A 22,148-nucleotide genomic window follows, 5' to 3' on the forward strand; every position below is an offset into this window, starting at 1 on the left:
GCCATGGACTAGCCGCCTCGCCGCCGCGCCGCAAGATTGCGATATGCCGCAACGCTGCTTAGAGTGATGTCAGTAACGAAAAGCCGAGGACAAAACGCCCAATGGACAGCCCTTATGACTGGTCGACCAATTACCGCCATCCGACGGCTTGGGATCAGGAGTTTGCGCCGCTGTCGCTTCCCGACATGCTGGCCGCCAGCGTCGCGCGGCGCGGCGATGCGCCGATGCTCGACTTCCTCGGCCGCCGCTTCGGCTATGCCGAGGTCGCGAGCGGTGCCGCCCGCGTCGCGCGCGGCTTGCAGCAGCGCGGGATCGGCAAGGGCAGCCGCGTCGGCCTGTTCCTCCCCAACGTCCCGCACTATGTCGCCGCTTATTATGGCGCGCTCGCCGCCGGCGCGACGGTGGTCAATTTCTCGCCGCTCTACACCGTCGCCGAACTCGAAGCGCAGGTCGAGGATTCGGGCACCGACATCCTGTTCACGATCAGCGCCGCGGCATTACTGCCGACCGCGCTCGCGGTGCTCGACGGATCGAGCCTGCGCCACCTTGTCGTCGGTTCGGTCGCCGGCGGGCTGCCCGCCGCCAAGTCGATGCTTTATCGCCTGTTCAAACGCAAGGAGACCGCGCCGCTTCCCGACGACCCGCGCATCACGCGTTTTTCGGCGCTGGTCGCCAATGACGGCCGCCCCGATCCGGTGGCGATCGATCCCGCAACCGATATCGCGCTGATCCAGTATACCGGCGGCACCACCGGCACGCCGAAGGGCGCCAAGCTGACGCACCAGAATCTGACCGCCAACGCGCGGCAGGTGAATGCGATCGATCCCGACCATGACGCCGACGACCGCATCCTCGGCGTCCTCCCCTTCTTCCATGTCTTCGCCAACACCTGCGTCCTCAACCGCACCGTCCTCAATGGCGGGACGATCACGATGCTGCCCCGCTTCGACGCGAAACAGGCGCTGGAAGCGATCACGCGGACGAAAACGACCGCGCTGCCCGGCGTGCCAACGATGTACCAAGCGCTGCTCGACCATCCCGATCTCGCGAAGACCGATTTCTCCAGCCTGCGCGTCTGCATCTCGGGCGGCGCGCCGATGCCCGCCGAACTCCGCGAAAAATTCGTCGCCGCCACCGGGGCGTCGCTGGTCGAAGGCTATGGCCTCACCGAAAGCTCGGGCGTCGTCGCGACCAATCCCTATGACGGACCGGTCAAGCCCGGCACGATCGGCCAGCCGCTGCCGGCAACGTACCTGCGCCTTGTCGACAAGGAAGACCCGATGCGGGCGGCGCCGGCGGGCGAGCCCGGCGAGCTGGTGGTCAAGGGGCCGCAGATCATGCAGGGCTATTGGAACCGCCCCGACGCCGACAAGGACAGCTTCACCGAAGACGGCTGGCTGCGCACCGGCGACGTCGCGACGATCGACGCCGATGGCTATGTCCGCATCGTCGACCGGCTGAAGGACATGATCGCGGTCGGCGGCTTCAAGGTCTATCCGAGCGTGATCGAGGCGCATCTTCACGAACATCCGGCGGTGAAGGAAGCGATCGTGCTCGGCGTCCCCGATGCCTATCGCGGCGAGGTGCCGAAGGCGTTCGTGACGCTCGAAGACGGGTTCAGCGCCACCGGCGAGGAACTCGCCGCATGGCTCAACCGGCAGCTCGGCAAGCACGAACGGGTCAGCGCGGTCGAGGTGCGGCTGAACCTGCCCAAGACGATGATCGGCAAGCTCGACCGCAAGGCGCTGCGGGCGGAAGCGGAGGGCTGAAATTACCGGATTGCGGTTCGATCAAATGTCAAACCACCGACCACCGCGTCCAATATCGCGCGAAGCTCCGTCTCGGATTTGCTCGCCGATTCGACATAGATGCTGATGACCGCCTTCGTTGTGACGATTCCGGAATAATTGAACTGACGCCCCAGATTGTCCTCACCCCGATAGGCGATCGCATGCCCCCAAGGCCGCTCAACCACCACCGGCTCGGTCACGGTTATGTGCCTCCCCACCGCAGCAGCAACCTCCCCCTCAGCCTTGAGCCTAAACTCGGCCATCTTATTGGCGATCATCTCGGTCTGATCAGCGCGCGCGTTTATCCCCATCGCCGACGAAACCAGTCGGGTATCGAGCGACGCCGATGAAAAACTGTGCTGCTCAGGATCCTCCTGCTCGTCGCGAACCCAATCCCCAGTCAGCTCGATCGAATAATTTGGGTCGATAACCTTGGTCGGCAGCGCCCCCGAGCCTTGTACCGGCACAGAGCAAGCCGAAGAGACGCAGAGCAGCAACGCAAACCATTTCCACATTTAGAACACCCCCTCGGCGGCGCATCGCCAGCGCCGAAACGGATAGAGCGGGACGATGTCCCGGCAAAGGTGATTTGTTCGGATGAGATGTTGTAACCTTTGTCATGTTATGCCATATCGAGGCTGAGTTTTTTTAATGGAGAGAATCGGGTGACGCACGTCGCCAGCCACGCCCCTGCCCTGACGCGCCTCGGCGCGATCGTTCGGGCTGCGCGCGATTCGCGGCCACTGACCTCGCTCAACGGCGATCAGCTCGCGATGGGACTGTCGGGCCTGTGCCTCGTCCACTGCCTCGCGACGACGATCTTCTTCGCCTCGATCGCGTCGGTCGGCGGGGTGTTCCTCGAAAATCATCTGTTCCACGAAATCGGCCTGATCATCGCGATCGGCTTCGCGCTGGTGACGCTCGTCTCGGGCGTGCTCAGCCACGGCTATATGATGCCGTTCGCGGTCGGCAGCTTCGGGCTCGGCATGATGGCCGGCGCGCTGTCGCGGCCACATGACGGCAGCGAGGTTCTGGCGACGATGGTGGGCGTCGCCGTCGTCGCGCTCGGCCACGACCTCAACCGCCGCGCCAGCCACTGATCCGCCGCCGGAACGGACCGTCCGCAGCTTGCGGGCGCCCCCCAAACAGCCTACATTGTCTCCATCAGGGATAGATCGGCGCCGCGCGACATTTCGCGGCATCATCGGGGGCGACATAGGAAAACGCCATGGGCAAACATGATCATCCGCACGTCGAGGCCAGTGGCGCCTCGCTCGCCAAGGCTGCGCAAAGCGCGCTCGAGGACGCCGGCGAAGCGTGGACCGACATGCGCGCCCAGATTTTCGATGCCGTCGCCGAAATCGGCAAGCCGGCGAGCGCCTATGAAATCGCCGACATCGTGTCGCAAAAGCGCGGCAAGCGTGTCGCGCCGAACAGCGTCTATCGCATCCTCGACCTGTTCGTCGCCAACAACCTTGTCCGCCGCGTCGAAAGCGCCAACGCCTTTGTCGCCAACAGCCACCCCGGCTGCCTGCACGACTGCATCTTCCTGATCTGCGACAGTTGCGGCAGCGCCGTGCATGTTGACGACGACAAGCTATCGGGCGGCGTCCGTGCCGCCGCCGAAAAGACCGGTTTCGCCGCCGAACGCCCGGTCATCGAGGTGCGCGGCAAATGCGCCGAGTGCCAATAAGGTGAGCGTCGCCGCTCCGCCGGACATCTAGACGATGGTCGGGGGGCTCCATCACTGGTTCGACGCGCAGCGCATGCGCGAGCCCGCGCCGACGCGATGGTGGGCACTCACCGCGCTGCTCGGCGTCGCGACGACGGTCTTCGGCCTGTCGCTGACGCAGGTCTTCCCGCCATCGGGCCCGGCGATCGCTGCCGGTTATGGTTCGCCGGTGATCGCGTTCGAATTCGCGCGCAGCCAGGCCGACCTGCTCGGCATCTTCGGGCCCGACAGCGACCCGCTGCAGGTCTCGCGCCTCGCCGCGATGCGCAGCGGCAACGAGCAGGATTATGTCTACATGCTGCTCTACGCGGGCTTCCTCGCCAGCGGCTGCATCGCGCTGTGGCGCGAAATCAGGGCGCGCCACCTGCTCGCGGCGGCCGCCCTGCCCGTCCTTGCGGCGCTTTGCGACGCATGGGAGAACTGGCTGCTCCTCGACATCCAGGCCGCCTTCACGATCGGCGACTATTCGCCCGCTATGGCCAGCCTGCCCTGGCCGGTCGGCGCAAAATTCCTGCTGCTCGCGATCACCAATGTCGTGATCGGGCATGCGATGACACAGATGGGGCGCTGGTGGCAGTTCGCGGGAACGCTGGTGATCGGCGCGACGCTGCCGGTGGCGATGGCGCTCGTGGCTCCGCCCGATTTCGCCTGGACGTTGGTCGCATCGATCGGCGGCGGCTGGATCGTGCTGCTCGGCATGGCGACGATCGGCAGCTGGCGCGCGCTCGTCCGCAAGCGTCCGCTCGTCGATTTCGAGCGCCGGTCGACAATTCGCCGCGCCGCCGACCGCGGCGAGGCCGAGCCGGCCTTCCGCTCTGCGCCGCGCCGCCGCTTCGGCCGCCGCAAATCGGATCGCTAACCCCCTTTCCGTCGCCCTTCGCTGGGTCTAGGGAGACCCGAATCCTGAAACAGGGCAAAGGGGGCTGCACCCATGAACACCGTCATCATCCGCGAAGACGACCTCGTCGAAACGATCGCCGACGCGCTTCAGTACATCAGCTATTTCCACCCGATGGACTATATCCGTGCGCTGGCCGCGGCGTACGAACGCGAAGTGTCGCCCGCCGCGAAGGACGCGATGGCGCAGATATTGTCGAACAGCCGCATGTGCGCCGAGGGGCATCGCCCGATCTGCCAGGATACCGGCATCGTCACCGTGTTCATCAAATGGGGCATGGACTGCCGCCTCGATAGCCCGCGCAGCCTGCAGCAGGTCGTCGACGAGGGGGTGCGCCGCGCCTATCTCCACCCCGACAACAAGCTCCGCGCCTCGATCCTCGCCGATCCGGCGTTCAGCCGCGTCAACACCAAGGACAACACGCCCTCGGTGCTCAATGTCGAAATGGTCCCCGGCGCCAGGGTCGTGATCGACGTCGCCGCGAAGGGCGGCGGCAGCGAGAACAAGTCGAAGTTCAAGATGATGAATCCGTCGGATTCGATCGTCGACTGGGTGCTCGAAATGGTGCCGCAGATGGGCGCCGGCTGGTGCCCGCCGGGCATGCTCGGCATCGGTATCGGCGGCACCGCCGAAAAGGCGATGTTGCTAGCGAAACAGTCGCTGATGGACCCGATCGACATGACCGAGCTGCTCACGCGCGGCCCGTCGAACCCGACCGAGGAGCTGCGCATCGAGCTTTATGAAAAGGTCAACGCGCTCGGCATCGGCGCGCAAGGGCTCGGCGGCCTCGCCACCGTGCTCGACGTCAAGATCGCCGACTGGCCGACGCACGCCGCGTCGAAGCCCGTTGCGATGATCCCGAACTGCGCCGCAACAAGACATGCCCATGTGACGCTCGACGGCAGCGGCCCCGCCTATCTCGAAAAGCCGGTGCTCGCCGATTATCCGCAGATCGACTGGAAGCCCGATCAGGCGGCGATCCGCGTCGACCTCGACGCGCTGACCCCGGAGGTCGTCGCGAGCTGGAAGCAGGGCGACCGGCTGCTGCTCAACGGCAAGATGCTCACCGGCCGCGACGCCGCGCACAAGCGCATCGCCGACATGCTCGCGAAGGGCGAGGAACTGCCCGTCGAGTTCAAAGGCCGCGTCATCTATTATGTCGGCCCGGTCGATCCGGTCGGCGAAGAAATCGTCGGCCCCGCGGGCCCGACCACCGCGACGCGCATGGACAAGTTCATGGACATGATGCTCGAACAGGGCCTGCTCGCCTGCGTCGGCAAGGCCGAACGCGGCCCCGCCGCGACGCAGGCGATTGCGAAGCACAAGAGCGCCTATCTGATGGCGGTCGGCGGCGCTGCATATTTGGTCGCGCGTGCAATCAAGGGCAGCAAGGTCGTCGGTTTCGCCGACCTCGGCATGGAAGCAATCTACGAGTTCGAGGTGCAGGACTTCCCGGTGACCGTCGCGGTCGACAGCGAAGGCCAGAATGTCCACGTCAACGCGCCGGCGCTGTGGCAAAAGCGGATTAAGGACGAGGGGCTGCTGGAGAAGGCCTAGAATATGGCCTTCCGGCCGTTTGGATTTGCGTTTGCAATGAAGACGTCGCTCGACCTGGTCGAAAGCAAACGCCGTATCAGGGAATGCAAACTGGTCTGGTATAGCCCCGACAATGGTCCCCGCGGCTTTATTTTGGGACGCTTCATCTGTCTCTGGAACAGCCTGTTCCAGAGCAACGGTCCGATGCTGATTGGCTGGATGCGCCAAGATCACGCCGGTTGCAGCATCTCCGGGCGGGCCGGTTCGGACTTGAACGGCATCCTCTATCTGACACTCTGCGGACTGATGATGCCTATCCTTGCATTTTTGGCCTTTCAGGACGGCATCCGTGACATGTCCTTTTTCGTGGTCATCATCCTGACGGTTTTGGCATTCGGGCTGCTGCTCTTGCTCGCGAGCAACGATCGTCGCGAAGCGGTTCCGCTCGTGGATTTTCTGGAATTGGCGACCGGCGGCGGCGCACGACACGAATATAGCTAGCGCCCGCCGCGCCAGACAAACTCAGCCTCAGACATAGGCATTGTCGCCTTGCCTTCCGCGCCCGCGCGTTCGAAAACGCCCCCCAATTCCATATCATAAGGGGGACGCCAGATGGACTTCCGCGATTTCGATCGACTGAACCGCCGCGACATCATTCGCGGCACCGCGATGCTCGGGGCGGGCGCCGCTTTCCTGCAGCCGCTGCCGCTTTTCGCGCAGGCGGGATCGCTCGCCGATATTCGCAAGGCCGCCGCGGCCGGCAAGGAAGCCTCGATCAAGCGCATCCGCGACTGGGTCGCGCTGCCCTCGATCGCCGCCGAAGATCGCAACATGCCCGAGGGCGCGGCCTATTTCGCCGAACTCGCGAAGGACGCGGGCTTTACCCATGTCGAAGTCGTCCCGACCGACGGCCACCCGGGCGTCTTTGCGACGCTCGATGTCGGCGCGCCGCGCACGCTCGGCCTCTATCTGATGTACGACGTCAAGCAGTACGACCCCGCCGAATGGTCGTCGCCCCCGCTCGAAGGCAAGATGGTCGAACGCAAGAACCTCGGCATGACGATGGTCGGGCGCGGCAGCGCCAACCACAAGGGGCCCGAGGGTACGTTCCTCGCCGCGATGCACGCGATCCGCGCCGCCGGCCGCAAGCTGCCGGTCAACCTCGTCCTGATCTGCGAAGGCGAGGAGGAGATCGGCTCGCCGCATTTCCGCCAGCTCGTCACCAAGCCGCATATTCTGGCCGCGCTGCAGAAGTGCGACGGCGTCTTCATGCCGACCGCGATGCAGGACATGGAAGGCGGCGCGACGATCGAGCTCGGCGCCAAAGGCATCATCGAACTCGAACTCGTCGCGAGCGGCGAGAAATGGGGCCGCGGACCGAAGAAGGATGTGCACAGCAGCCTGAAGGCGATGCTCGATTCGCCGGCCTGGCGGCTGGTGCAGGCGCTCCAGACGCTCGTCACGCCGGACGGCAACACCCCGGCGATCGACGGTTGGTTCGAAAATGTCCGCAAGCTTTCGGATCGCGAAAAGGCGATGATCCGCGACGCGATCAAGCATACCAACGAAGCGCAGATGAAGGACGATCTGGGCGTCACCCGCTGGATCGACGATCTGTCGCTCGAAGATGCGATGGTCCGCCTGATGCAGGAGCCGACGGTCAATATCGAGGGGCTCGTCGCGGGCTATACCGGCCCCGGCGGCAAGACGATCCTCCCCGGCCGCGCCGTCGCCAAGCTCGACCTCCGCCTCGTTCCCAACCAGACGCGCGCCGAGGCGACGCAAAAGCTGCGCGCGCATCTCGACAAGCGTGGTTTCAACGATGTCGAGGTGAATATCTCGGGCGGCTATGACCCGACCGAGACCGACGAGAACAGCGCGCTGATCCGCGCCGAGGTCGCGACCTACAAGAAACTCGGCGTGCGGCCCAACCTCAGCGTCCGCCTCGCGGGAAGCTGGCCCGGCGGCACCTTCACCCAGCCGCCGGTATCGGTACCGGTCGGCCGCTTCGGGCTCAGCACCGGCGGCAACGCCCACGCCCCCGACGAATATTATCTGATCGATTCGACCAATCCCAAGGTCGCCGGGCTCGTCGATTCGACGATGGGCTACGTCGAATTCCTCTACACGCTCGCGGCGATCAAATAGCGTAGCGGCGCCCCTTCGGGGGCTTGCACCGGCCGGGCTTTCGTTCATTCTCCGGGTCCCCGACCCGGAGAATGATGCCGGCCCATGCAAGAAGCCATCGACCTTTATTCGCCCCATTCGCCCGAACAGATCGCGCGCACGCTGAAGCGGATCATGGACGATCCGATGCCGGGTGCGAAGGCGCGCGTTTACGGCAAGGGCAGCGAACGCGACATGGTGCTGCGCTATCGCCAGCGCAATTCGCGCACCAATATGGAACCCGTGCTCGACGCGGTGATGGATTCGTACCGGGGCGGCACGCGGATCACCGGCACTTTCGGCACGCCGCCCGGCGCGCGCTACTTCCCCTATATCTGGGTCGGTTTCCTGTCCCTGTTCGTCATCGGCGGCATCCTCGCCTTTCTCTATATCCCCGGCGCCGGCCTGTTCGCGACCATCTTTGCCGGCATTCCGCTGCTGATGATCTTCGCCGGCCTCGCTGCCTTCCGTGCCCAGCCGGAGCCCGCCGAAGACAAGGCGAAAATTCTCGACTTCCTGGCCCGCGAAATCGACGCCCGGCCGATCGCGTAACGGCGGCGTCACAGGTAAATCCCCGACACGCGCTTGCGTTTCGGTGCGGGATCGGCACATTGCTTCGCATACGAACCAGAGAGGGGACGCATGATGGATTTCCGTGAGCTCGACCGCCTGAATCGCCGTGACCTGCTGCGCGGCACCGCGATGCTGGGGGCCGGCGCCGCCTTCATGCAGCCGCTGCCGCTGCTCGCGCAGGCGGGGTCGATGAGCGACGTCCGCAAGGCGGTCGAGGCCGGCAAGGATGCGTCGATCAAGCGGCTGCGCGACTGGATCGCCCTTCCCTCGATCGCCGCCGAGAACCGCAATATGACCGAGGGCGCGGCCTATATGGCCGAACTCGCCAAGGATGCAGGCTTCACCAATGTCGAGATCGTGCCAACCGATGGGCATCCCGGGGTGTTCGGGACGATCGACGTCGGGGCGAAGCGCACGCTCGGCATCTATTTCATGTACGACGTCAAGCAATATGACCCCGCCGAATGGTCGTCGCCGCCGCTCGAAGGCAAGATGGTCGACCGCCCCGGCTTCGGCCAGTCGATCATGGGCCGCGGCGCGGTGAACCAGAAGGGTCCCGAGGCGACCTTCCTCGCCGCGCTGCACGCGATCCGCGCCGCCGGACGCAAGCTGCCGGTCAACATCGTCCTCGTCTGCGAAGGCGAGGAGGAAATCGGATCGCCGCACTTCCGGCAGATCGCAACCAAGCCCAACATCCTGGCCGCGCTCAAGAAATGCGAGGGCATCTTCATTCCGATGCCGGGACAGGACAGCAGCGGCAATGTCGCGGTCAACCTGGGGTCGAAGGGGATCATCGAACTCGAACTGGTGGCGAGCGGGGAGAAATGGGGCCGCGGGCCGAAGAAGGATGTGCATTCGAGCCTGAAGGCGATGGTCGATTCGCCGGCCTGGCGGCTGGTGCAGGCGCTGCAGACGCTCGTCACCAAGGACGGCAACACCCCGGCGATCGAGGGCTGGTTCGAGAATGTCCGCCCGCTGACCGAACGCGAGAAGACGCTGATCCGCGAGGCGGCCAAGGCCGACAATGACGAAGCGCAGATGAAGCAGGCGCTCGGCGTCACCCACTGGATCGACAATCTGTCCTATGACGACGCGCTGATCCGCCTTGCGCAGGAACCGACGGTCAATATCGAGGGGCTGGTCGCGGGCTATACCGGCCCGGGCGGCAAGACCGTGCTGCCCGGCCGCGCGGTCGCCAAGCTCGACCTGCGTCTCGTGCCCAACCAGACGCGCGCCGAGGCGGAGAAGAAGCTGCGCGCGCATCTCGACAAACATGGCTTCACCGACGTCGAGGTGAACGTCTCGGGCGGTTATGACCCGACCGAGGTCGACGAGAAGAGCAGCCTGATCCGCAGCGAGCTGGCGACCTATAAGAAGCTCGGCGTGAATGCGAGCCTCAACGCGCGCATGGCGGGAAGCTGGCCCGGCGCGACCTTCACCGCGCCGCCGGTATCGATCCCGGCCGGCCATTTCGGCATCGGCCATGGCTCGGGCGCGCATGCTCCCGACGAATATTATCTGATCGATTCGACCAATCCCAAGGTCGCGGGGCTGGTCGATGCGACGATGGGCTATGCCGAGTTCCTCTACACGCTCGCGGCGATCAAATAGGGGCGAAGCCGTGGCGGGAGATCTCAACGGCGTCGCGCACGTCATCCTGACGGCGGGCGACTTCGCGCGCTCGACCGCCTTCTGGCGCGCGATGATCGCCTATCTGGACCTCAAGCTGGTGCTCGACAGCGAGCATATGCTTTATGGTGTCGGCGGGCGTACGGCGATCGGCATCCGCACGCCTAGCCCCGAGAACGCCGGCAAACGTTTCGATCAGGGCGCGCCCGGACTGCACCATGCCTGCTTCCGGATGCGCGACCGCGCCGCGATCGACGCCGTCCATGCCTTTCTGAGCGCGCGCGACGATATCCACATCGTCCACGCGCCGCAGGAGGAGCCGTGGGCGCCGGGCTATTATTCGGTGCTCTTCGAGGACCCCGACGGCATCCGCATCGAATTCAACCATGTCCCCGGCGTCGGCCTGCTTGCCGATGGCGAGCAGATCGGCGGCGCCGAGGCGTTCGATTAGAAGCCGTAGACCAAGGTAAAGCGCGTCAGCGTATCGAGCTTTTCGATTCCTAGCGGGGGATTGGTGTCGAGTTCGGCCGAATAGGCGAGCCGCGCCGACAGCGCGCCGGTGAGCTTGGCGTTGAGCGCGGTCAGCGAACTCACCGCGACGTTGCGCTCACCGAAAATCGTCGAGGCGACCTGCGTGACGCGGATGGTCGGCGACAATTGCCAGCCGAAATCGAGACCCGCGAGCCCCGTCAGTTCGCTGTCGGTGAGCCCCGTGATATAGTCGGTATGCCGCCAAGTCGGGCCGCCCTTCAGGCTCAGCGACAGCTCCTTCTTGTCGACCACCTTGTAACCGAGCCCGGCCGACACATTCCAGCGCGTGTCGTAGCCGAGGATGCGATCCTGTTCCCAGCGACCGAGGCCATAGGCGAAAGCGCGGTCGCTGACCCGATATTGCGGTTCGAGTTCGGCAAGGAAGCGTTCGACGGAGGTCCGGCCATTGCTGCGCTGGTAATCGGCCTGGGCGCGAAACTTGTAGTTCCAGTCGAGCCCCTTGCGGGCGAGCGCGATGCCGGCGCTGAGCCCCTTCGAACTGGTGTTGCCGGTGCTCAGCGTCGCGCCGATCTGCCCCTCGCCTTTCCAGTTCTGCCAGATTTTGGCGCTCGCGAGCTTGGCCCGCGCTGCTGCCGCCGCCTCGTCCCTCACCCGCTTGCGTTCGGCGCGATAGGCGACGAGCTCTGCATCGATCCTCGCCGCCTCGTCGGGATAGGTGGCCTTCGCCAGCTTTCCCACCGCCTCGACATCGGCATCCTTGCCGCCCGCGATCGCCGCGGCGAGCATTTCGCCCGCCGGGTCGGGCGGGAGCACCGGCGGATAGATGCCCCGATACTCCGCCAGCATCGCGTCGATTTCGGCAATGTTGCGCGGATTGGCGATTCGCGCGGCCTTGACCACCGCTTCGACATCGGCGTCCGCACCGCTGGCCATCGCGGCCTCGATCATCGCGCGCGCCGCATCGGGCAATGCCGGCGGACGCACGATGATTTCGGGTACCGGAACCGGGTTGGCGAGCACCGGGTCGGCGAGCGCGGGATTCGGTTGCGGCGGGTCGACGGGCTCCTGCGCCGCCAGTGCGGGGGAGGCAAGCATGGTCAGCGGCAGGCAAAGCAGTGCCAGTCGGGGGAGGGCTGTCACCGAAGGTCCTTCTCTGGGGGCAGAAGCCGGGTTCGTTCGATCATGGGCGCGGCCGGCGCGCGTCGATGCATCCCTATAACCGTAAAGACGCTGGCATTTCCACCCCGCCTGCCCCATTCCAAAACCATGTGGATCGCGATCATCGCCATTTTCTGCGCCGGCGTCGGCAATTTCGCGATGCATCGCGCCTTCATGGAAAGCGACGATCCGCTCGTGCAGCAAATGCTGAAACCGATGACCGACAAGGTCGGGCCCAATATCACCTATGTCTTCGAATTCCTGCTGCTGGTCGGCGCGATGGCGATTGCGACGCGTAACTGGTTCACCGCGCTGATGGTCTATGGCCTTTACACGATCTTCAACGCGATGGCGTTCAGTTGGGTGATGCACCGGCCGAAGTGACGTCGCCGCGCCACACGGGTCCGCTGATCCTGAGGCCCTGCTTCGCAAGCCTGTCGAGCACGCCGTCCGGCTCGGCCAGCACGCGCAGCGGCACGACCGCCAGCGTCACGCCGGGCTGCGCGGCCGCGTCGTTGATCGCGCCAACCCATTGCTGGCGGATCTCCGAACCGAAACCGTCGTTCGTCCACGGCCAGCAGCGCCCGAGCGCTTCCTCCAATGGATTGGCCATCACCGCGGGCACGTCAAACTCGGTCCACGCGCGGCCGCGGTCGGTCACGATATCGCCGCCGGCCTCGGTCGCGGCCATCGCCGCGTCGAGGCAGGCGATGTGCGTTTCGGGCGGTGCGGCGAAGAGGTTGTCGAGCATGTCCTCGCCGCGCACCTCGCCGACGGGCTGCGTCGGAATTTTCGACTGGCGCGCCGCCTTGCGGACGACGTCGGACGCGTCGTCGGCGGTATCCTTGTTGAACGACAGGCGCTTCGACAGCAGGTCGAACGCCGTCATCAGGAAGTTCGAGCGCGCATAATCCTGATCGAAGCGGGTTTCGAGTGCCCGCAGCCGCTGCATCTGGCGCGCGTCGAGATAGTCGGCGGCGACGCGCCCCTTGGGCAATTTGGTGAGCGCGCCGCCCTTGAAGATCAGCCGCAAGATGTCGCCCGGCGACACCTTCGCTTTGGTACCGAGAATGACGCGCTGCGCGCGGTCGGTCGCGCCTTCCAGCCGCTCGGGCCGCCACGGCGTTGCCTTAGGAACCGCGGCGATCTCGCCAACGAGGATGATCACGCCGGCGGAAGTGTCGATCGTCCACATCGGCGCGCCCGAACGGCGCGCGGTGACGACGATCTCGTCATCGGAGTCCGTCGCGGGGGCCTGTGTCTCGGGCGCGGCAGCGGGCGGGACCGCTACCGTCGCGGCGGCAAGCAGCAGGGCATGAGCAAGGCTCATGCGACCCCGTGATACCACCAGACGCCGTCGCGATCCTCGCGGCCCACCCGCCCCTCGACCTCCAGCCGCTGGAGATGCGCGAGCGCTTCGCCGGTCGCCATGCCCAATTGCTCGGGGCCGATCGGCCGGTTGAAGAGCAGGGGGAAGCTGTCGACCGCGCGCATCGGTTCCTTCGCGATCGCTTCGGCCAGATTATAGAGCCGCATGCGATGCTCGTCGCGGAGCGCCATCAGGCGGACGTGCAGCCCCTTGAACGGTTCGCCATGCGCCGGGCAGACGATGACGTCGCCGGGCACCGTCGCGATCAGCTTGTCGATCGACGCCAGCCATTCGCCGAGCGGGTCGGCGTCAGGTTCGGTGATGTTGATCGAAACGTTCGAACTGATCCGCGGCAGCACCTGGTCACCCGACACCAGCACCCCCGCGCGTTCGTTCCACAGGCAGGCATGTTCGGGGCTGTGTCCCGACCCGACGACGACACGCCATTGATGCGCGCCCATGTCGAGCAGGTCGCCGTCCTTGATCCGCCGGTAGCTGCGCGGCAGCGGGTAGGTCACGAGGCCGAAGCGGCCCCAGCCGCCGTTTTTCTGCGCCTCGATCTGTTCGTCGTCCCAGCCCGCGGCGCGCGACTGGACCAGCGCCTCGTCGGGAACCGTCTCGCTGGTATCGCCGACGATCATCCGCGCGGTGAGCATCTCGCCGCGCGTCATCCAGAGCTGGACGTCCTGCTTTTTCGCGATCCAGCCGGCGAGCCCGATATGGTCGGGGTGGAGGTGCGTGCCGATGACGCGCGTGATACGCTTTTCCTTCAGCGCGCCGGCATAGAGCGCCTTCCACGCATCCGAACAGATGGTCAGGCAGACGCCGGTGTCGACGACCGCAACGCCCTCTCCCCCGTCAGCGGTAACGTCGTCGAGCAGCCAACTGTTGATATGGCCGAGCGAGCCCGGCATCGGGATGCGCGCCCAGCTGATCCCGTCGGCGATGCGGATCGTCTCGCCCGCCCCCGGCGCGGCGTCGCCCCACGGATAGGTCAGCCCGGCGCGGCTCGTCGCGGTAAAACTGTCGTCCTGCGTCAGCGAGGCGTCCGGCGAGCCGCTGACCGCCGGGATGTCGTCCTCGTCGCCGCCCGCCATGCGTCAGGCCTGTTCTTCGCCGGCTTCCTCGGCGGCGCGCGCTTCGTTGGCCGCGGTGCGCTCGGCGCGCAGTTCCTCGAGCAGCGCTTCGCGGTCGCCTTCGAAACGGCTGTCCTCGGGCGCCTTGATCCCGGCCTTCTTCGCCGCCTTGGCCACGAGCGCGTCGAGTTCGCGCTGCGAGCAGAGGCCGAGCGTCACCGGGTCCTTGGGCACGATATTGGCGCTGTTCCAGTGGCTGCGGTCGCGGATCGCGCCGATCGTGTTGCGCGTCGTGCCGATCAGCTTGCCGATCGCGCCGTCCGACACCTCGGGGTGGTTCTTCAGGATCCACGCGATGCCGTCGGGCTTGTCCTGGCGCTTGCTGACCGGGGTGTAGCGCGGGCCGCGGGTGCGGCGGATCGTGTCCTGTGCCTGCACGCTCATCTTGAGCTTGTAATTCGGGTCCTGCTGGCCCTTCTCGATTTCGTCCATCGACAGCTCGTGCGCGCGGACCGGATCGCGGCCGGTATATTTGGTCGCCGCGGTCTCGTCGGCGATCGCCTGCACTTCGAGAATGTGGATGCCGCAATATTCGGCGATCTGCGCGAAAGTGAGACCGGTGTTGTCGACCAGCCAGGCGGCGGTCGCGTGCGGCATCAACGGGGTCGGGTTGGCATTGGCCATGACGAAATCTCCAGGCGGAAATAATAAGGGCCGCCCCTCGCGGGGCGGCCGGACATTGAGACGGGCCTTATACCGGATCGGCGATGGCGGCAAGGCCCTGCGCGGCGCGCGTATCGGGTCACTTAGCCCTAGGCAATCGACAGAATATCGTATACTAAATTCGATATCAAGATGGCCGGCAAGGCGGGTCGCAACAGGGAAGGACAGCGAAGATGACGATCAGCAGGCGCGATATCATCCGGGGTGGCGGCGCACTGGCGGCCTTCGCCTGGGCGGCCCCGGCACTGGGCAAGGCGGCGGACATCGCGCCGCTGATGAAGGATGCCGACGCGCTCTATAACGAGTCGATCATCATCGACATGCTGTGCGACGAATTTCGCGACGCGAGCGGGCTGGAACAGATCAAGCTGAGCGGCCTCACCACGATGAGCACGACGCTCGGCGTGCGACGTCCCGAGAGCCCGCGCGGCAGTTACATGATGAACGGCTTCACGCGCGACAACGGCATCGCCGATTGCGTCGCGTGGAACAAGTTCATCGCGGAAAACAACACGATCATCGCGCCGGCGCGCTCGGCCGCCGACATCCGCAGCGCGAAGGCGGCGGGCAAGACGTCGGTGATGCTCAATTTCCAGAACGCGCCGATCGACGGCGAACTCGACAATATCGACATGTTCCACGGCCTCGGCATCCGGGTGATGCAGGTGACCTACAACGAACGCAATCTGCTCGGCGACGGGTCGACCGAGCGCACCAATGCCGGGCTCAGCGACTTCGGCATCGCCGCGGTGCACCGGATGAACGAGGTCGGCATCCTCGTCGATTCGTCGCACTCGGGCGCCCAGACGACGATGGACGCGATCACCTTTTCGAAGCGCCCGCCGATCATCTCGCATTCCAACTGCGCGGCGCTCAACGAGCATCCGCGCACCAAGTCGGACGAGATCATCCGCGCGCTCGCCAAGAAGGGCGGCGTGATGGGGCTGACCACGGTCAACACGATGGTGAAGCGCGATTTCCCGGTGACGATGGAACATTGGCTCGATCACGTCGATCATATCGTCAAGCTGGTCGGCGTCGATCATGTCGGTTTCGGCACCGACACGCTGATCCGCGGCTGGCCGACCGATCCCAAGCAGAAACAGGAATTCCTCGACGCCTATGGCGAACCCTATTTCAAGTCGAGCTACCGCTTCCGCTATCCGTTCGGTACCGAGGGTATGAACGACGCGAAGAAGTGGCGCTTCGCGACGGCCGGCCTGATCAAGCGCGGCTACAAGGAAGCCGATATCGTCAAGATCCTCGGCGGCAACTGGCTGCGCATCATCGCCGACGTCGTCGGCTGACGGTCTTTCAGACCGTCAGGACGATCTTGCCGACATGCTCGCCCGCCTGCATGCGGGCGTGCGCGGCACCGGCTTCGGCGAGCGGGAAGCTGCGGTCCATCGCCGGCTTCCACGCTCCGTCCGAAAGGCGCGGCCAGACGGTGCGGTGAATCTCGTCGGCGAGCGCCGCCTTGAAGTCGGCGCTGCGCGCCCGCAGCGTCGACCCGGTCATCGTCAGGCGCCGCCGCATCAACTGCGAAATGTCGATCTCTGCCTTCGCGCCGCGCTGGAAGGCAATGGTGACGTGGCGCCCGTCTTCGGCAAGGCAGGCAAGGTTGCGCGGCACATAGTCGCCGCCGACCATGTCGAGCACCGCATCGACGCCGCGTCCGCCGGTAAAAGCCTTCACTGCCTCGACATAGTCCTCGGTGGAATAGTCGATGGCGAGATCGGCGCCGAGCGCGCGCGCCGCATCGCATTTCGCGGCGCTGCCGCAAGTGACGATCACCTTGATATCGAACAGCCCGCACAGCCCGATCGCGGTCGTCCCGATGCCGCTGGTGCCGCCATGGACGAGTACCGTATCACCCTCCTGCACCCACGCGCGTTCGAACAGATTGTGCCAGACCGTAAAAATGGTTTCGGGGAGCGCCGCGGCCTCGGCCATCGAAAAGCCCTGCGGCACCGGCAGGCAGCTTCCCGCCGGCGCGGTGCAATATTCGGCATAGCCGCCACCGGCGACAAGCGCGCACACCGCCTGCCCCAGATGCTCGGGATCGCCGCCCGGTCCGACCGCGACGATCGTGCCCGCGACCTCAAGCCCCGGCAGGTCCGACGCGCCCGGCGGCGGCGGGTAGAAACCCATGCGCTGCAGCACGTCGGGACGGTTGACCCCCGCGGCGGCGACGCGGATCAGCACCTCGCCCGGCCCCGGCTGCGGCACGGGGCGTTCCACCGGCTGCAACGTCTCGGGCCCGCCCGGCTCGCTGATCGCGATGGCGGTCATGCTTGTCGGCACGCTGGTCACGCTAAATCCCCCACTTTCCACGCCAAAGTCTGGCCCGGATCCCTCGGCCCGCCTTATTGACAGTGCGAGGCCGCGGGTCAACAGTCGCGCACCTTCAATCAGGGCCAGGACCGGACCGACTGGCGAGAAAGGAAACGCCATGGACGATGACGACCTTCCCCGCCGCCGCGACGATGTGCTCGCGGCGTTGACGCGGCAGCCGCTCGATCCGCTGTCGGTCGACGAACTCGACGAGCGCGTCGCGTTGCTCGAAGCCGAGATCGAGCGTGTGAAAGCGCACAAGGCTGTCGCGACGAGCCACAAGGCGGTGGCCGAGGCGCTGTTCAAGAAGGGGTGACGGCGGGTTTCGGGCGAAACGCGAAACGGGTGTAAACCACGTCCGTCACCCCGGGCTTGACCCGGGGCCTGCCTTTTTCTTTGACCCGGCATCAAAAGAAGGAAGGCGGGTCCCGGGTCAAGCCCGGGATGACGACTTAACGAGCGGCAGTTCTTCACCCCGTACCGTTCGCCGGTTCTATTTCCCTGCCTTGTCGCTCACGGCCTTGATCACCAGCGCCTTGTCGTCGACCAGATAGCGCCGGGCGAGCGCCTGAAGCTGGGCCGGCGTCGCGGCCGCGACTTCGGCGATCCCGCCCCGGCTGCGATCGAGGCGGGCGGTGTGCGTCGCCGCTTCGGTGACGTAAGGAAGCCAATAGGCGTTTTCGCGCCGCGCCTTGGTCATCGCCTCGACGAGCGGACGCCGCGCGCGATCAAGAAGGTCGGCATCGACCGGGGCGTCGCGCAGTTCCTTCGCGATACCGAAGATCGCCGCGCGTGTCGTCGCGAGGTCCTTGTAATCGATGTTGCTGGCGGCAAGCAGGAAGCCATAGCCCGGATAGTCGCTCGACAGGCTCGCCGCGGCGCCGGGGCTGTAGCTTTCGCCGAGCTTCTCGCGCAGTTCCTCGGTCAGCTTCAACTGCATCACCCGCGACAGCAGGTTGAGCTGCATCGCCTCGGCGAGGTCGCTGTCATCGCGCGCCGGCCAGTATACGCGCAGTTCGGCCTGCTCGGCCGGCCCCTTGTGGACCAGTGTGCGTTCGCTCAGGTCAGCGGGATATTGGCGAACCCGCGCGTCGGTGCGCGGGTCGAAGGCAGCGCGGCGTTCGGGGAGCGCGCCGAAGGTCGCGGCGATCGCGTCGATCGCCGCCTGTTCGTCGATGTCGCCGACGACGCCGATCTCGATCGCGCCATGCGCGAGGCTGTCGCCCATCGCCGCCTTGAGCCCGGCCCAGTCGAGCGCCATCACCTTGGCGAGCGGCGGCGTCACCTCGCGCGGATCATCGTTCGCAAGGATACCCCCCGCGTCGCGCGCGATCACCGCCGACGGCGTCGCATCGTTCGCGGCATATTGCTGCGGCAGGAAGCGGCGGATCAAGGCGAGCCCGTCGGCGCGATAGCCAGGATGGGTGACGAACGCCGCCATCAGCTTCGCCTGCAGCGCGAAATCGTCGGGCGAGGTCAGCGCGCTGCCCCCGAAGGCGTCGGTATCGCTGCCGAAGGCGGGGCTCACCGTCTTGCCGGCGAGGATCGTACGCAGTTCGTCGACACTGTGCGCCTCGAGCCCGCCGAGGCTGATCGATCCCGCCAGCGCGACCTTGGTCGGATCGTCCTTCGTCGCCAGCAGTTCGCCGCCATCGACGCGCAGCGACAGATAGACCTTGTCCTTCTGGAAGTCGGTCTTCTTGATGTTGAGCATCACATTGTTGGCGAAGCGGACGCGGCGGATGCCGAGGTCGTCGATCCGGTCGTCGGCGACGACCTTTCCGGGCGTACCGAAATCGTCATAGGCGAAGGCGCTGCTTGCCGATTCGGCCGGCGCCGCGACGGCGACCTGCTGCGACGCCCGCAATTCGGCGAGGATCGCGGGGGTGCCGCCCTCGATGGGCTTTTTCGATGTCACATGCGCGAGCGGCGCGCTCAGCCCTTCGACGCGCTTGCGGAAGGCGGCGCTGACCGCCGCGGCGTCGAGCGACGGCGCGGTCGCGTCGAACAGCGCCTGCGTCGTTTCGGGGCGGACGACCACGAAATCGCCCTCGGCGGCGGACAGGAGGACGTCGGCCATCGTCTCGCTGCGCCGGGTCGTCACCCCCGCGACCGCATTCTTGAGCGCGGTGCGGCGGATGGCGAGTTGTTCGTCGACCTCGGCCTGTGTGAAGCCATGCTCCACGGCGCGGCGCAATTCCTGTTCGACGAGCGCGAGCGCTTCCTTCCACGCGCCTTCCTTGGCGACCGCGCCGACGGTGACCTGATCGAAGACCTTCCAACCCGCCGCTTCGCTGAAATAGCCGGCAAGGATCGGCGAATCCTCGTTCAGCGCGATCTTCGCGAGGCGGCGGCTGACGATCGCCTCGCCCACCTCCTCGGCCAGATTCTTCGCGCGCTTCGCCTTGGTGTCTGGCTCCTGCACCCACGGCTTGAATGCGGTGACGGTCACCGCGTCCTGGATCGCGGGATCGACGAAATCGTCGGCCGCCGACGGCCGCTTATAATCGACCGTGCCGATATCGGGGTCCGGCCCGGCGGGGCCGCGGCCTTTCCAGTCCGAGAAGCGCGCCTTGATCTTCGCTTCGACCGCCGCCGGGTCGAAATCGCCGACCATGACCAGCGTCGCGCGCTCGGGGCGGTAATAGCGGTCGTAAATGTCGCGGATGCGCGCCGCGGGGGCGGTCCTGATCACCTCTTCGGTGCCCACCGGGATACGGCTTGCGACACGCATGCCTTCCATCTGGAAACCGAGCTGGTCGATCAGACTGCGCAGTTGATAGGTATCGCGCGCGCGGCGTTCGGACAGGATGATCCCGCGCTCGCGGTCGACCGCGGCGGGATCGATCGTCACCTCGCTCGCCGTCTCACGCATCAGCATCAGCCCGGTGTCGATCAGGTCGTCGGTCGCATTGGGCAGGTCGAGCTTGTAGACGGTATCGTCGAAGCCGGTCACGGCGTTGGTGTCGGCCCCAAAGGCCAGCCCCTTGCGTTCGAGCAGCTTGACCATCTCGCCCTCGGGGACGTTGGTCGACCCGTTGAACACCATATGCTCGAGGAAATGGGCGAGCCCGCGCTGGTCGTCGGCCTCGGCGAAGCTGCCGACGTCGAAGCGCATGCGCAGGACGACACTGTCCTTCGGCGTGCTGTTCTTCAGCAGCGCATATTTCATCCCGTTGGGCAGCACGCCGAAGACGATGTTCGGATCGACCGGCACATCGCTGGCGGCAAAATTCCATGCCTTTGCGGCGTCGGTCTGGGGATTGACCGCCGCTGGCGCCGGGACGGTCGCGACGGGCTGCCATGCGAGCGCGGCGGGCGCGGAAACGGCAAGGAGGACGAGGGGCGACAGGGCGGTCGAGGCGCGCCGGACGAAGGACGATGTCATGCCCCTGTGTGACCACGCCGCGTCGGGCGGTCAAGCGATGGTCAGGCGATGTGCTGGACGCTTTCGACAGACGACATGGGATCGTGATCGGCCGCCTTGGCCGCGTAAAGCGCGCGGTCGGCGACCTCGAACAATTTCTTCGCGGTCGCGCCGTCGCCCGGCCAGGCGGCGACGCCGATGCTCGCGCCGACGCGGATCGCCTGACCCTCGATATGATAGGGCGCGGCGAGCGCCGCGAGGATATGGTCGGCGATCGATGTGTTCATGAGCAGCGACCCCGCCGGGACGAGGATGGCGAACTCGTCGCCGCCCTGCCGCGCCACCGCCGCATGGTCGCCGCACGCGCGGCGCAGGCGCGCCGCGACTTCGCAGAGCAGCAGGTCGCCGGCCGCATGGCCGTGCCGGTCGTTGACGGGTTTGAACCCGTCGAGATCGAGCAGCGCGATGGCAAAGGGCCTGCCCGGGCTCGCTGCGGCGATTTCCTCGTCGAGCCGCAGGTCGAATTCGCGGCGGTTCGACAGGCCGGTGAGCGGGTCGGTATGAGCAAGCTCGCGCATCTGGCGCTGCAGTTCGAGGAGGTCGATGAGCTGCCCGTGCTGCTGGATCATCATCCGGAGCAGGAACAAGGTCGCGACGACAAGGCTAGTCCCCGCGCCGATCTCTGCCGGGTTGCCCGACAACAGCATGAGCAGCGAGATCGGGACGAGGCCGATCGACAGGTTGACGAAGGTCGCGAGACGGATCGACGACAGGCAATAAGCGGTCGCGAGCGAGCCCATCGCCATGATCATCGCATAATAGCTGTGCGCTTCGGGCGGCGCGGCGAACCAGTTGGTCACCGTCCAGATGCTGCACATCGCGCCCATCGATCCCGACAGCCAGGTCGATTCCTTGACCACCCGGCGGGCGCGGCGCGGGCTCATCTTGCGGCCGCGATTGTGCATCAGGACGCCGAAGCCCAATAGGCAGACGACCGCGAGGATCACCGGAAAACCGATGCGGATGAAGGGATGGACGCTCGCGACGCCGGCATAGATGGCGGTCGGCGTCGTAGCCGCGAGCATCAGGAACAGCATCGGGGTCAGTGTTTCGACGCGATAGGCGCGCAGCATCGCGACATCGTCGCGGATTGCCTCCGGAACCGGCGGGAAAAACCGCCGCTGTATCGATTGAAAGACCCCCGTCATGCGAGGGGGATAGCGGGTCAGGGGTAAAACATCGGTTAAGGAAGGAAGCGTCGCCTTTTCCTCCGCTTGGCAGGGCTTTCCCCACAGATGGCTCGCG

The 22,148-nt window shown here is 66.0% G+C and carries 21 protein-coding genes; 13 read left to right on the forward strand and 8 right to left on the reverse strand.

Annotated features, from left to right (window positions below):
* Positions 1–101 precede the first annotated feature (101 nt).
* Positions 102–1,769, forward strand: a complete 1,668-nt coding sequence (locus LH19_RS19010; protein ID WP_054731331.1) for a long-chain-fatty-acid--CoA ligase — start codon at positions 102–104, stop codon at positions 1,767–1,769.
* 2 nt (positions 1,770–1,771) lie between these two features.
* Here the strand turns inward: LH19_RS19010 and LH19_RS19015 are convergent, their stop codons facing one another.
* Entirely contained in the window at positions 1,772–2,305 is a 534-nt protein-coding gene (locus tag LH19_RS19015; protein ID WP_054731334.1) for a hypothetical protein, read from the reverse strand.
* A gap of 150 nt (positions 2,306–2,455) precedes the next feature.
* Between LH19_RS19015 and LH19_RS19020 the strand changes: the two genes are divergently transcribed.
* From LH19_RS19020 to LH19_RS19060, 9 genes are all read left to right on the forward strand, one after another.
* Entirely contained in the window at positions 2,456–2,890 is a 435-nt protein-coding gene (locus LH19_RS19020) for a MerC domain-containing protein (protein ID WP_082395905.1), read from the forward strand.
* 128 nt (positions 2,891–3,018) lie between these two features.
* Positions 3,019–3,483, forward strand: coding sequence for a Fur family transcriptional regulator (locus LH19_RS19025; protein WP_054731335.1), 465 nt, complete (start codon positions 3,019–3,021; stop codon positions 3,481–3,483).
* A gap of 34 nt (positions 3,484–3,517) precedes the next feature.
* Positions 3,518–4,381 (forward strand): hypothetical protein, encoded by an 864-nt coding sequence (locus LH19_RS19030; protein WP_201258380.1) that lies wholly within the window; start codon positions 3,518–3,520, stop codon positions 4,379–4,381.
* 72 nt (positions 4,382–4,453) lie between these two features.
* The gene (locus LH19_RS19035) at positions 4,454–5,977 is read left to right on the forward strand and encodes a fumarate hydratase (protein WP_054731337.1); all 1,524 of its coding nucleotides are present in this window, start codon (positions 4,454–4,456) and stop codon (positions 5,975–5,977) included.
* Between the two features lie 3 nt (positions 5,978–5,980).
* A complete protein-coding gene (locus LH19_RS19040; RefSeq protein ID WP_145923524.1) occupies positions 5,981–6,457 on the forward strand; it encodes a hypothetical protein in 477 nt (158 codons plus the stop codon).
* A gap of 111 nt (positions 6,458–6,568) precedes the next feature.
* A complete protein-coding gene (locus LH19_RS19045) occupies positions 6,569–8,104 on the forward strand; it encodes a M20/M25/M40 family metallo-hydrolase (RefSeq protein WP_054731340.1) in 1,536 nt (511 codons plus the stop codon).
* 84 nt (positions 8,105–8,188) lie between these two features.
* Positions 8,189–8,674: a hypothetical protein gene (locus LH19_RS19050; protein WP_054731342.1), complete on the forward strand. Its 486-nt coding sequence runs from the start codon at positions 8,189–8,191 to the stop codon at positions 8,672–8,674.
* A gap of 93 nt (positions 8,675–8,767) precedes the next feature.
* Positions 8,768–10,306, forward strand: coding sequence for a M20/M25/M40 family metallo-hydrolase (locus tag LH19_RS19055; protein ID WP_054731344.1), 1,539 nt, complete (start codon positions 8,768–8,770; stop codon positions 10,304–10,306).
* A gap of 10 nt (positions 10,307–10,316) precedes the next feature.
* Complete coding sequence (locus LH19_RS19060; RefSeq protein WP_054731346.1) at positions 10,317–10,775, forward strand: VOC family protein; 459 nt, start codon at positions 10,317–10,319, stop codon at positions 10,773–10,775.
* On the opposite strand, the gene LH19_RS19065 is transcribed toward LH19_RS19060, so the two are convergent.
* A complete protein-coding gene (locus LH19_RS19065; protein ID WP_234715968.1) occupies positions 10,772–11,956 on the reverse strand; it encodes a DUF481 domain-containing protein in 1,185 nt (394 codons plus the stop codon). The two genes, LH19_RS19060 and LH19_RS19065, sit on opposite strands and share 4 nt — an antisense overlap.
* Positions 11,957–12,082: 126 nt before the next feature.
* Between LH19_RS19065 and LH19_RS19070 the strand changes: the two genes are divergently transcribed.
* Complete coding sequence (locus tag LH19_RS19070; RefSeq protein WP_054731348.1) at positions 12,083–12,358, forward strand: hypothetical protein; 276 nt, start codon at positions 12,083–12,085, stop codon at positions 12,356–12,358.
* On the opposite strand, the gene LH19_RS19075 is transcribed toward LH19_RS19070, so the two are convergent.
* Genes LH19_RS19075 through LH19_RS19085 form a run of 3 tightly spaced genes read right to left on the reverse strand, consistent with a single transcriptional unit; the run spans position 12,330 to position 15,103 of the window.
* Complete coding sequence (locus LH19_RS19075; protein WP_234715969.1) at positions 12,330–13,304, reverse strand: TraB/GumN family protein; 975 nt, start codon at positions 13,302–13,304, stop codon at positions 12,330–12,332. The two genes, LH19_RS19070 and LH19_RS19075, sit on opposite strands and share 29 nt — an antisense overlap.
* The gene (locus LH19_RS19080) at positions 13,301–14,440 is read right to left on the reverse strand and encodes an MBL fold metallo-hydrolase (protein WP_054731350.1); all 1,140 of its coding nucleotides are present in this window, start codon (positions 14,438–14,440) and stop codon (positions 13,301–13,303) included. The genes LH19_RS19075 and LH19_RS19080 overlap by 4 nt, the downstream gene beginning before the upstream one ends.
* A 3-nt stretch (positions 14,441–14,443) precedes the next feature.
* Entirely contained in the window at positions 14,444–15,103 is a 660-nt protein-coding gene (locus LH19_RS19085; RefSeq protein WP_234715612.1) for a DUF1013 domain-containing protein, read from the reverse strand.
* Positions 15,104–15,315: 212 nt separating this feature from the next.
* Here LH19_RS19085 and LH19_RS19090 point away from each other — a divergent pair, with 212 nt between their 5' ends.
* Entirely contained in the window at positions 15,316–16,449 is a 1,134-nt protein-coding gene (locus LH19_RS19090; protein ID WP_054731352.1) for a dipeptidase, read from the forward strand.
* Positions 16,450–16,456: 7 nt separating this feature from the next.
* Here LH19_RS19090 and LH19_RS19095 read toward each other — a convergent pair whose 3' ends face one another.
* Positions 16,457–17,455: an NAD(P)H-quinone oxidoreductase gene (locus LH19_RS19095; RefSeq protein WP_082395907.1), complete on the reverse strand. Its 999-nt coding sequence runs from the start codon at positions 17,453–17,455 to the stop codon at positions 16,457–16,459.
* A 139-nt stretch (positions 17,456–17,594) separates the two neighbouring features.
* On the opposite strand from LH19_RS19095, the gene LH19_RS19100 reads away from it, so the two are divergent.
* On the forward strand, positions 17,595–17,792 hold the full coding sequence (locus LH19_RS19100; RefSeq protein WP_054731356.1) for a DUF1192 domain-containing protein: 198 nt from the start codon (positions 17,595–17,597) through the stop codon (positions 17,790–17,792).
* Positions 17,793–17,969: 177 nt separating this feature from the next.
* On the opposite strand, the gene LH19_RS19105 is transcribed toward LH19_RS19100, so the two are convergent.
* Positions 17,970–20,864 carry a M16 family metallopeptidase gene (locus LH19_RS19105; protein WP_054731359.1) on the reverse strand — a complete coding sequence of 965 codons (2,895 nt, stop codon included), beginning with the start codon at positions 20,862–20,864 and terminating at the stop codon, positions 17,970–17,972.
* A gap of 41 nt (positions 20,865–20,905) precedes the next feature.
* Complete coding sequence (locus LH19_RS19110; RefSeq protein WP_234715970.1) at positions 20,906–22,051, reverse strand: GGDEF domain-containing protein; 1,146 nt, start codon at positions 22,049–22,051, stop codon at positions 20,906–20,908.
* Positions 22,052–22,148: the final 97 nt, after the last annotated feature.

It is taken from the genome of Sphingopyxis macrogoltabida (assembly GCF_001314325.1).
GTDB lineage: Bacteria > Pseudomonadota > Alphaproteobacteria > Sphingomonadales > Sphingomonadaceae > Sphingopyxis > Sphingopyxis macrogoltabida.

What these genes read in the sequence shown, in the direction of transcription:
- LH19_RS19010 (WP_054731331.1), top strand. Translation starts at nt 102, where the DNA reads ATGGACAGCCCTTATGACTGGTCGACCAATTACCGCCATCCGACGGCT.
- LH19_RS19015 (WP_054731334.1), bottom strand. Translation starts at nt 2,305, where the DNA reads ATGTGGAAATGGTTTGCGTTGCTGCTCTGCGTCTCTTCGGCTTGCTCT.
- LH19_RS19025 (WP_054731335.1), top strand. Translation starts at nt 3,019, where the DNA reads ATGGGCAAACATGATCATCCGCACGTCGAGGCCAGTGGCGCCTCGCTC.
- LH19_RS19030 (WP_201258380.1), top strand. Translation starts at nt 3,518, where the DNA reads ATGGTCGGGGGGCTCCATCACTGGTTCGACGCGCAGCGCATGCGCGAG.
- LH19_RS19035 (WP_054731337.1), top strand. Translation starts at nt 4,454, where the DNA reads ATGAACACCGTCATCATCCGCGAAGACGACCTCGTCGAAACGATCGCC.
- LH19_RS19040 (WP_145923524.1), top strand. Translation starts at nt 5,981, where the DNA reads ATGGCCTTCCGGCCGTTTGGATTTGCGTTTGCAATGAAGACGTCGCTC.
- LH19_RS19045 (WP_054731340.1), top strand. Translation starts at nt 6,569, where the DNA reads ATGGACTTCCGCGATTTCGATCGACTGAACCGCCGCGACATCATTCGC.
- LH19_RS19050 (WP_054731342.1), top strand. Translation starts at nt 8,189, where the DNA reads ATGCAAGAAGCCATCGACCTTTATTCGCCCCATTCGCCCGAACAGATC.
- LH19_RS19055 (WP_054731344.1), top strand. Translation starts at nt 8,768, where the DNA reads ATGGATTTCCGTGAGCTCGACCGCCTGAATCGCCGTGACCTGCTGCGC.
- LH19_RS19070 (WP_054731348.1), top strand. Translation starts at nt 12,083, where the DNA reads ATGTGGATCGCGATCATCGCCATTTTCTGCGCCGGCGTCGGCAATTTC.
- LH19_RS19075 (WP_234715969.1), bottom strand. Translation starts at nt 13,304, where the DNA reads ATGAGCCTTGCTCATGCCCTGCTGCTTGCCGCCGCGACGGTAGCGGTC.
- LH19_RS19080 (WP_054731350.1), bottom strand. Translation starts at nt 14,440, where the DNA reads ATGGCGGGCGGCGACGAGGACGACATCCCGGCGGTCAGCGGCTCGCCG.
- LH19_RS19085 (WP_234715612.1), bottom strand. Translation starts at nt 15,103, where the DNA reads ATGGCCAATGCCAACCCGACCCCGTTGATGCCGCACGCGACCGCCGCC.
- LH19_RS19090 (WP_054731352.1), top strand. Translation starts at nt 15,316, where the DNA reads ATGACGATCAGCAGGCGCGATATCATCCGGGGTGGCGGCGCACTGGCG.
- LH19_RS19100 (WP_054731356.1), top strand. Translation starts at nt 17,595, where the DNA reads ATGGACGATGACGACCTTCCCCGCCGCCGCGACGATGTGCTCGCGGCG.
- LH19_RS19105 (WP_054731359.1), bottom strand. Translation starts at nt 20,864, where the DNA reads ATGACATCGTCCTTCGTCCGGCGCGCCTCGACCGCCCTGTCGCCCCTC.
- LH19_RS19110 (WP_234715970.1), bottom strand. Translation starts at nt 22,051, where the DNA reads ATGACGGGGGTCTTTCAATCGATACAGCGGCGGTTTTTCCCGCCGGTT.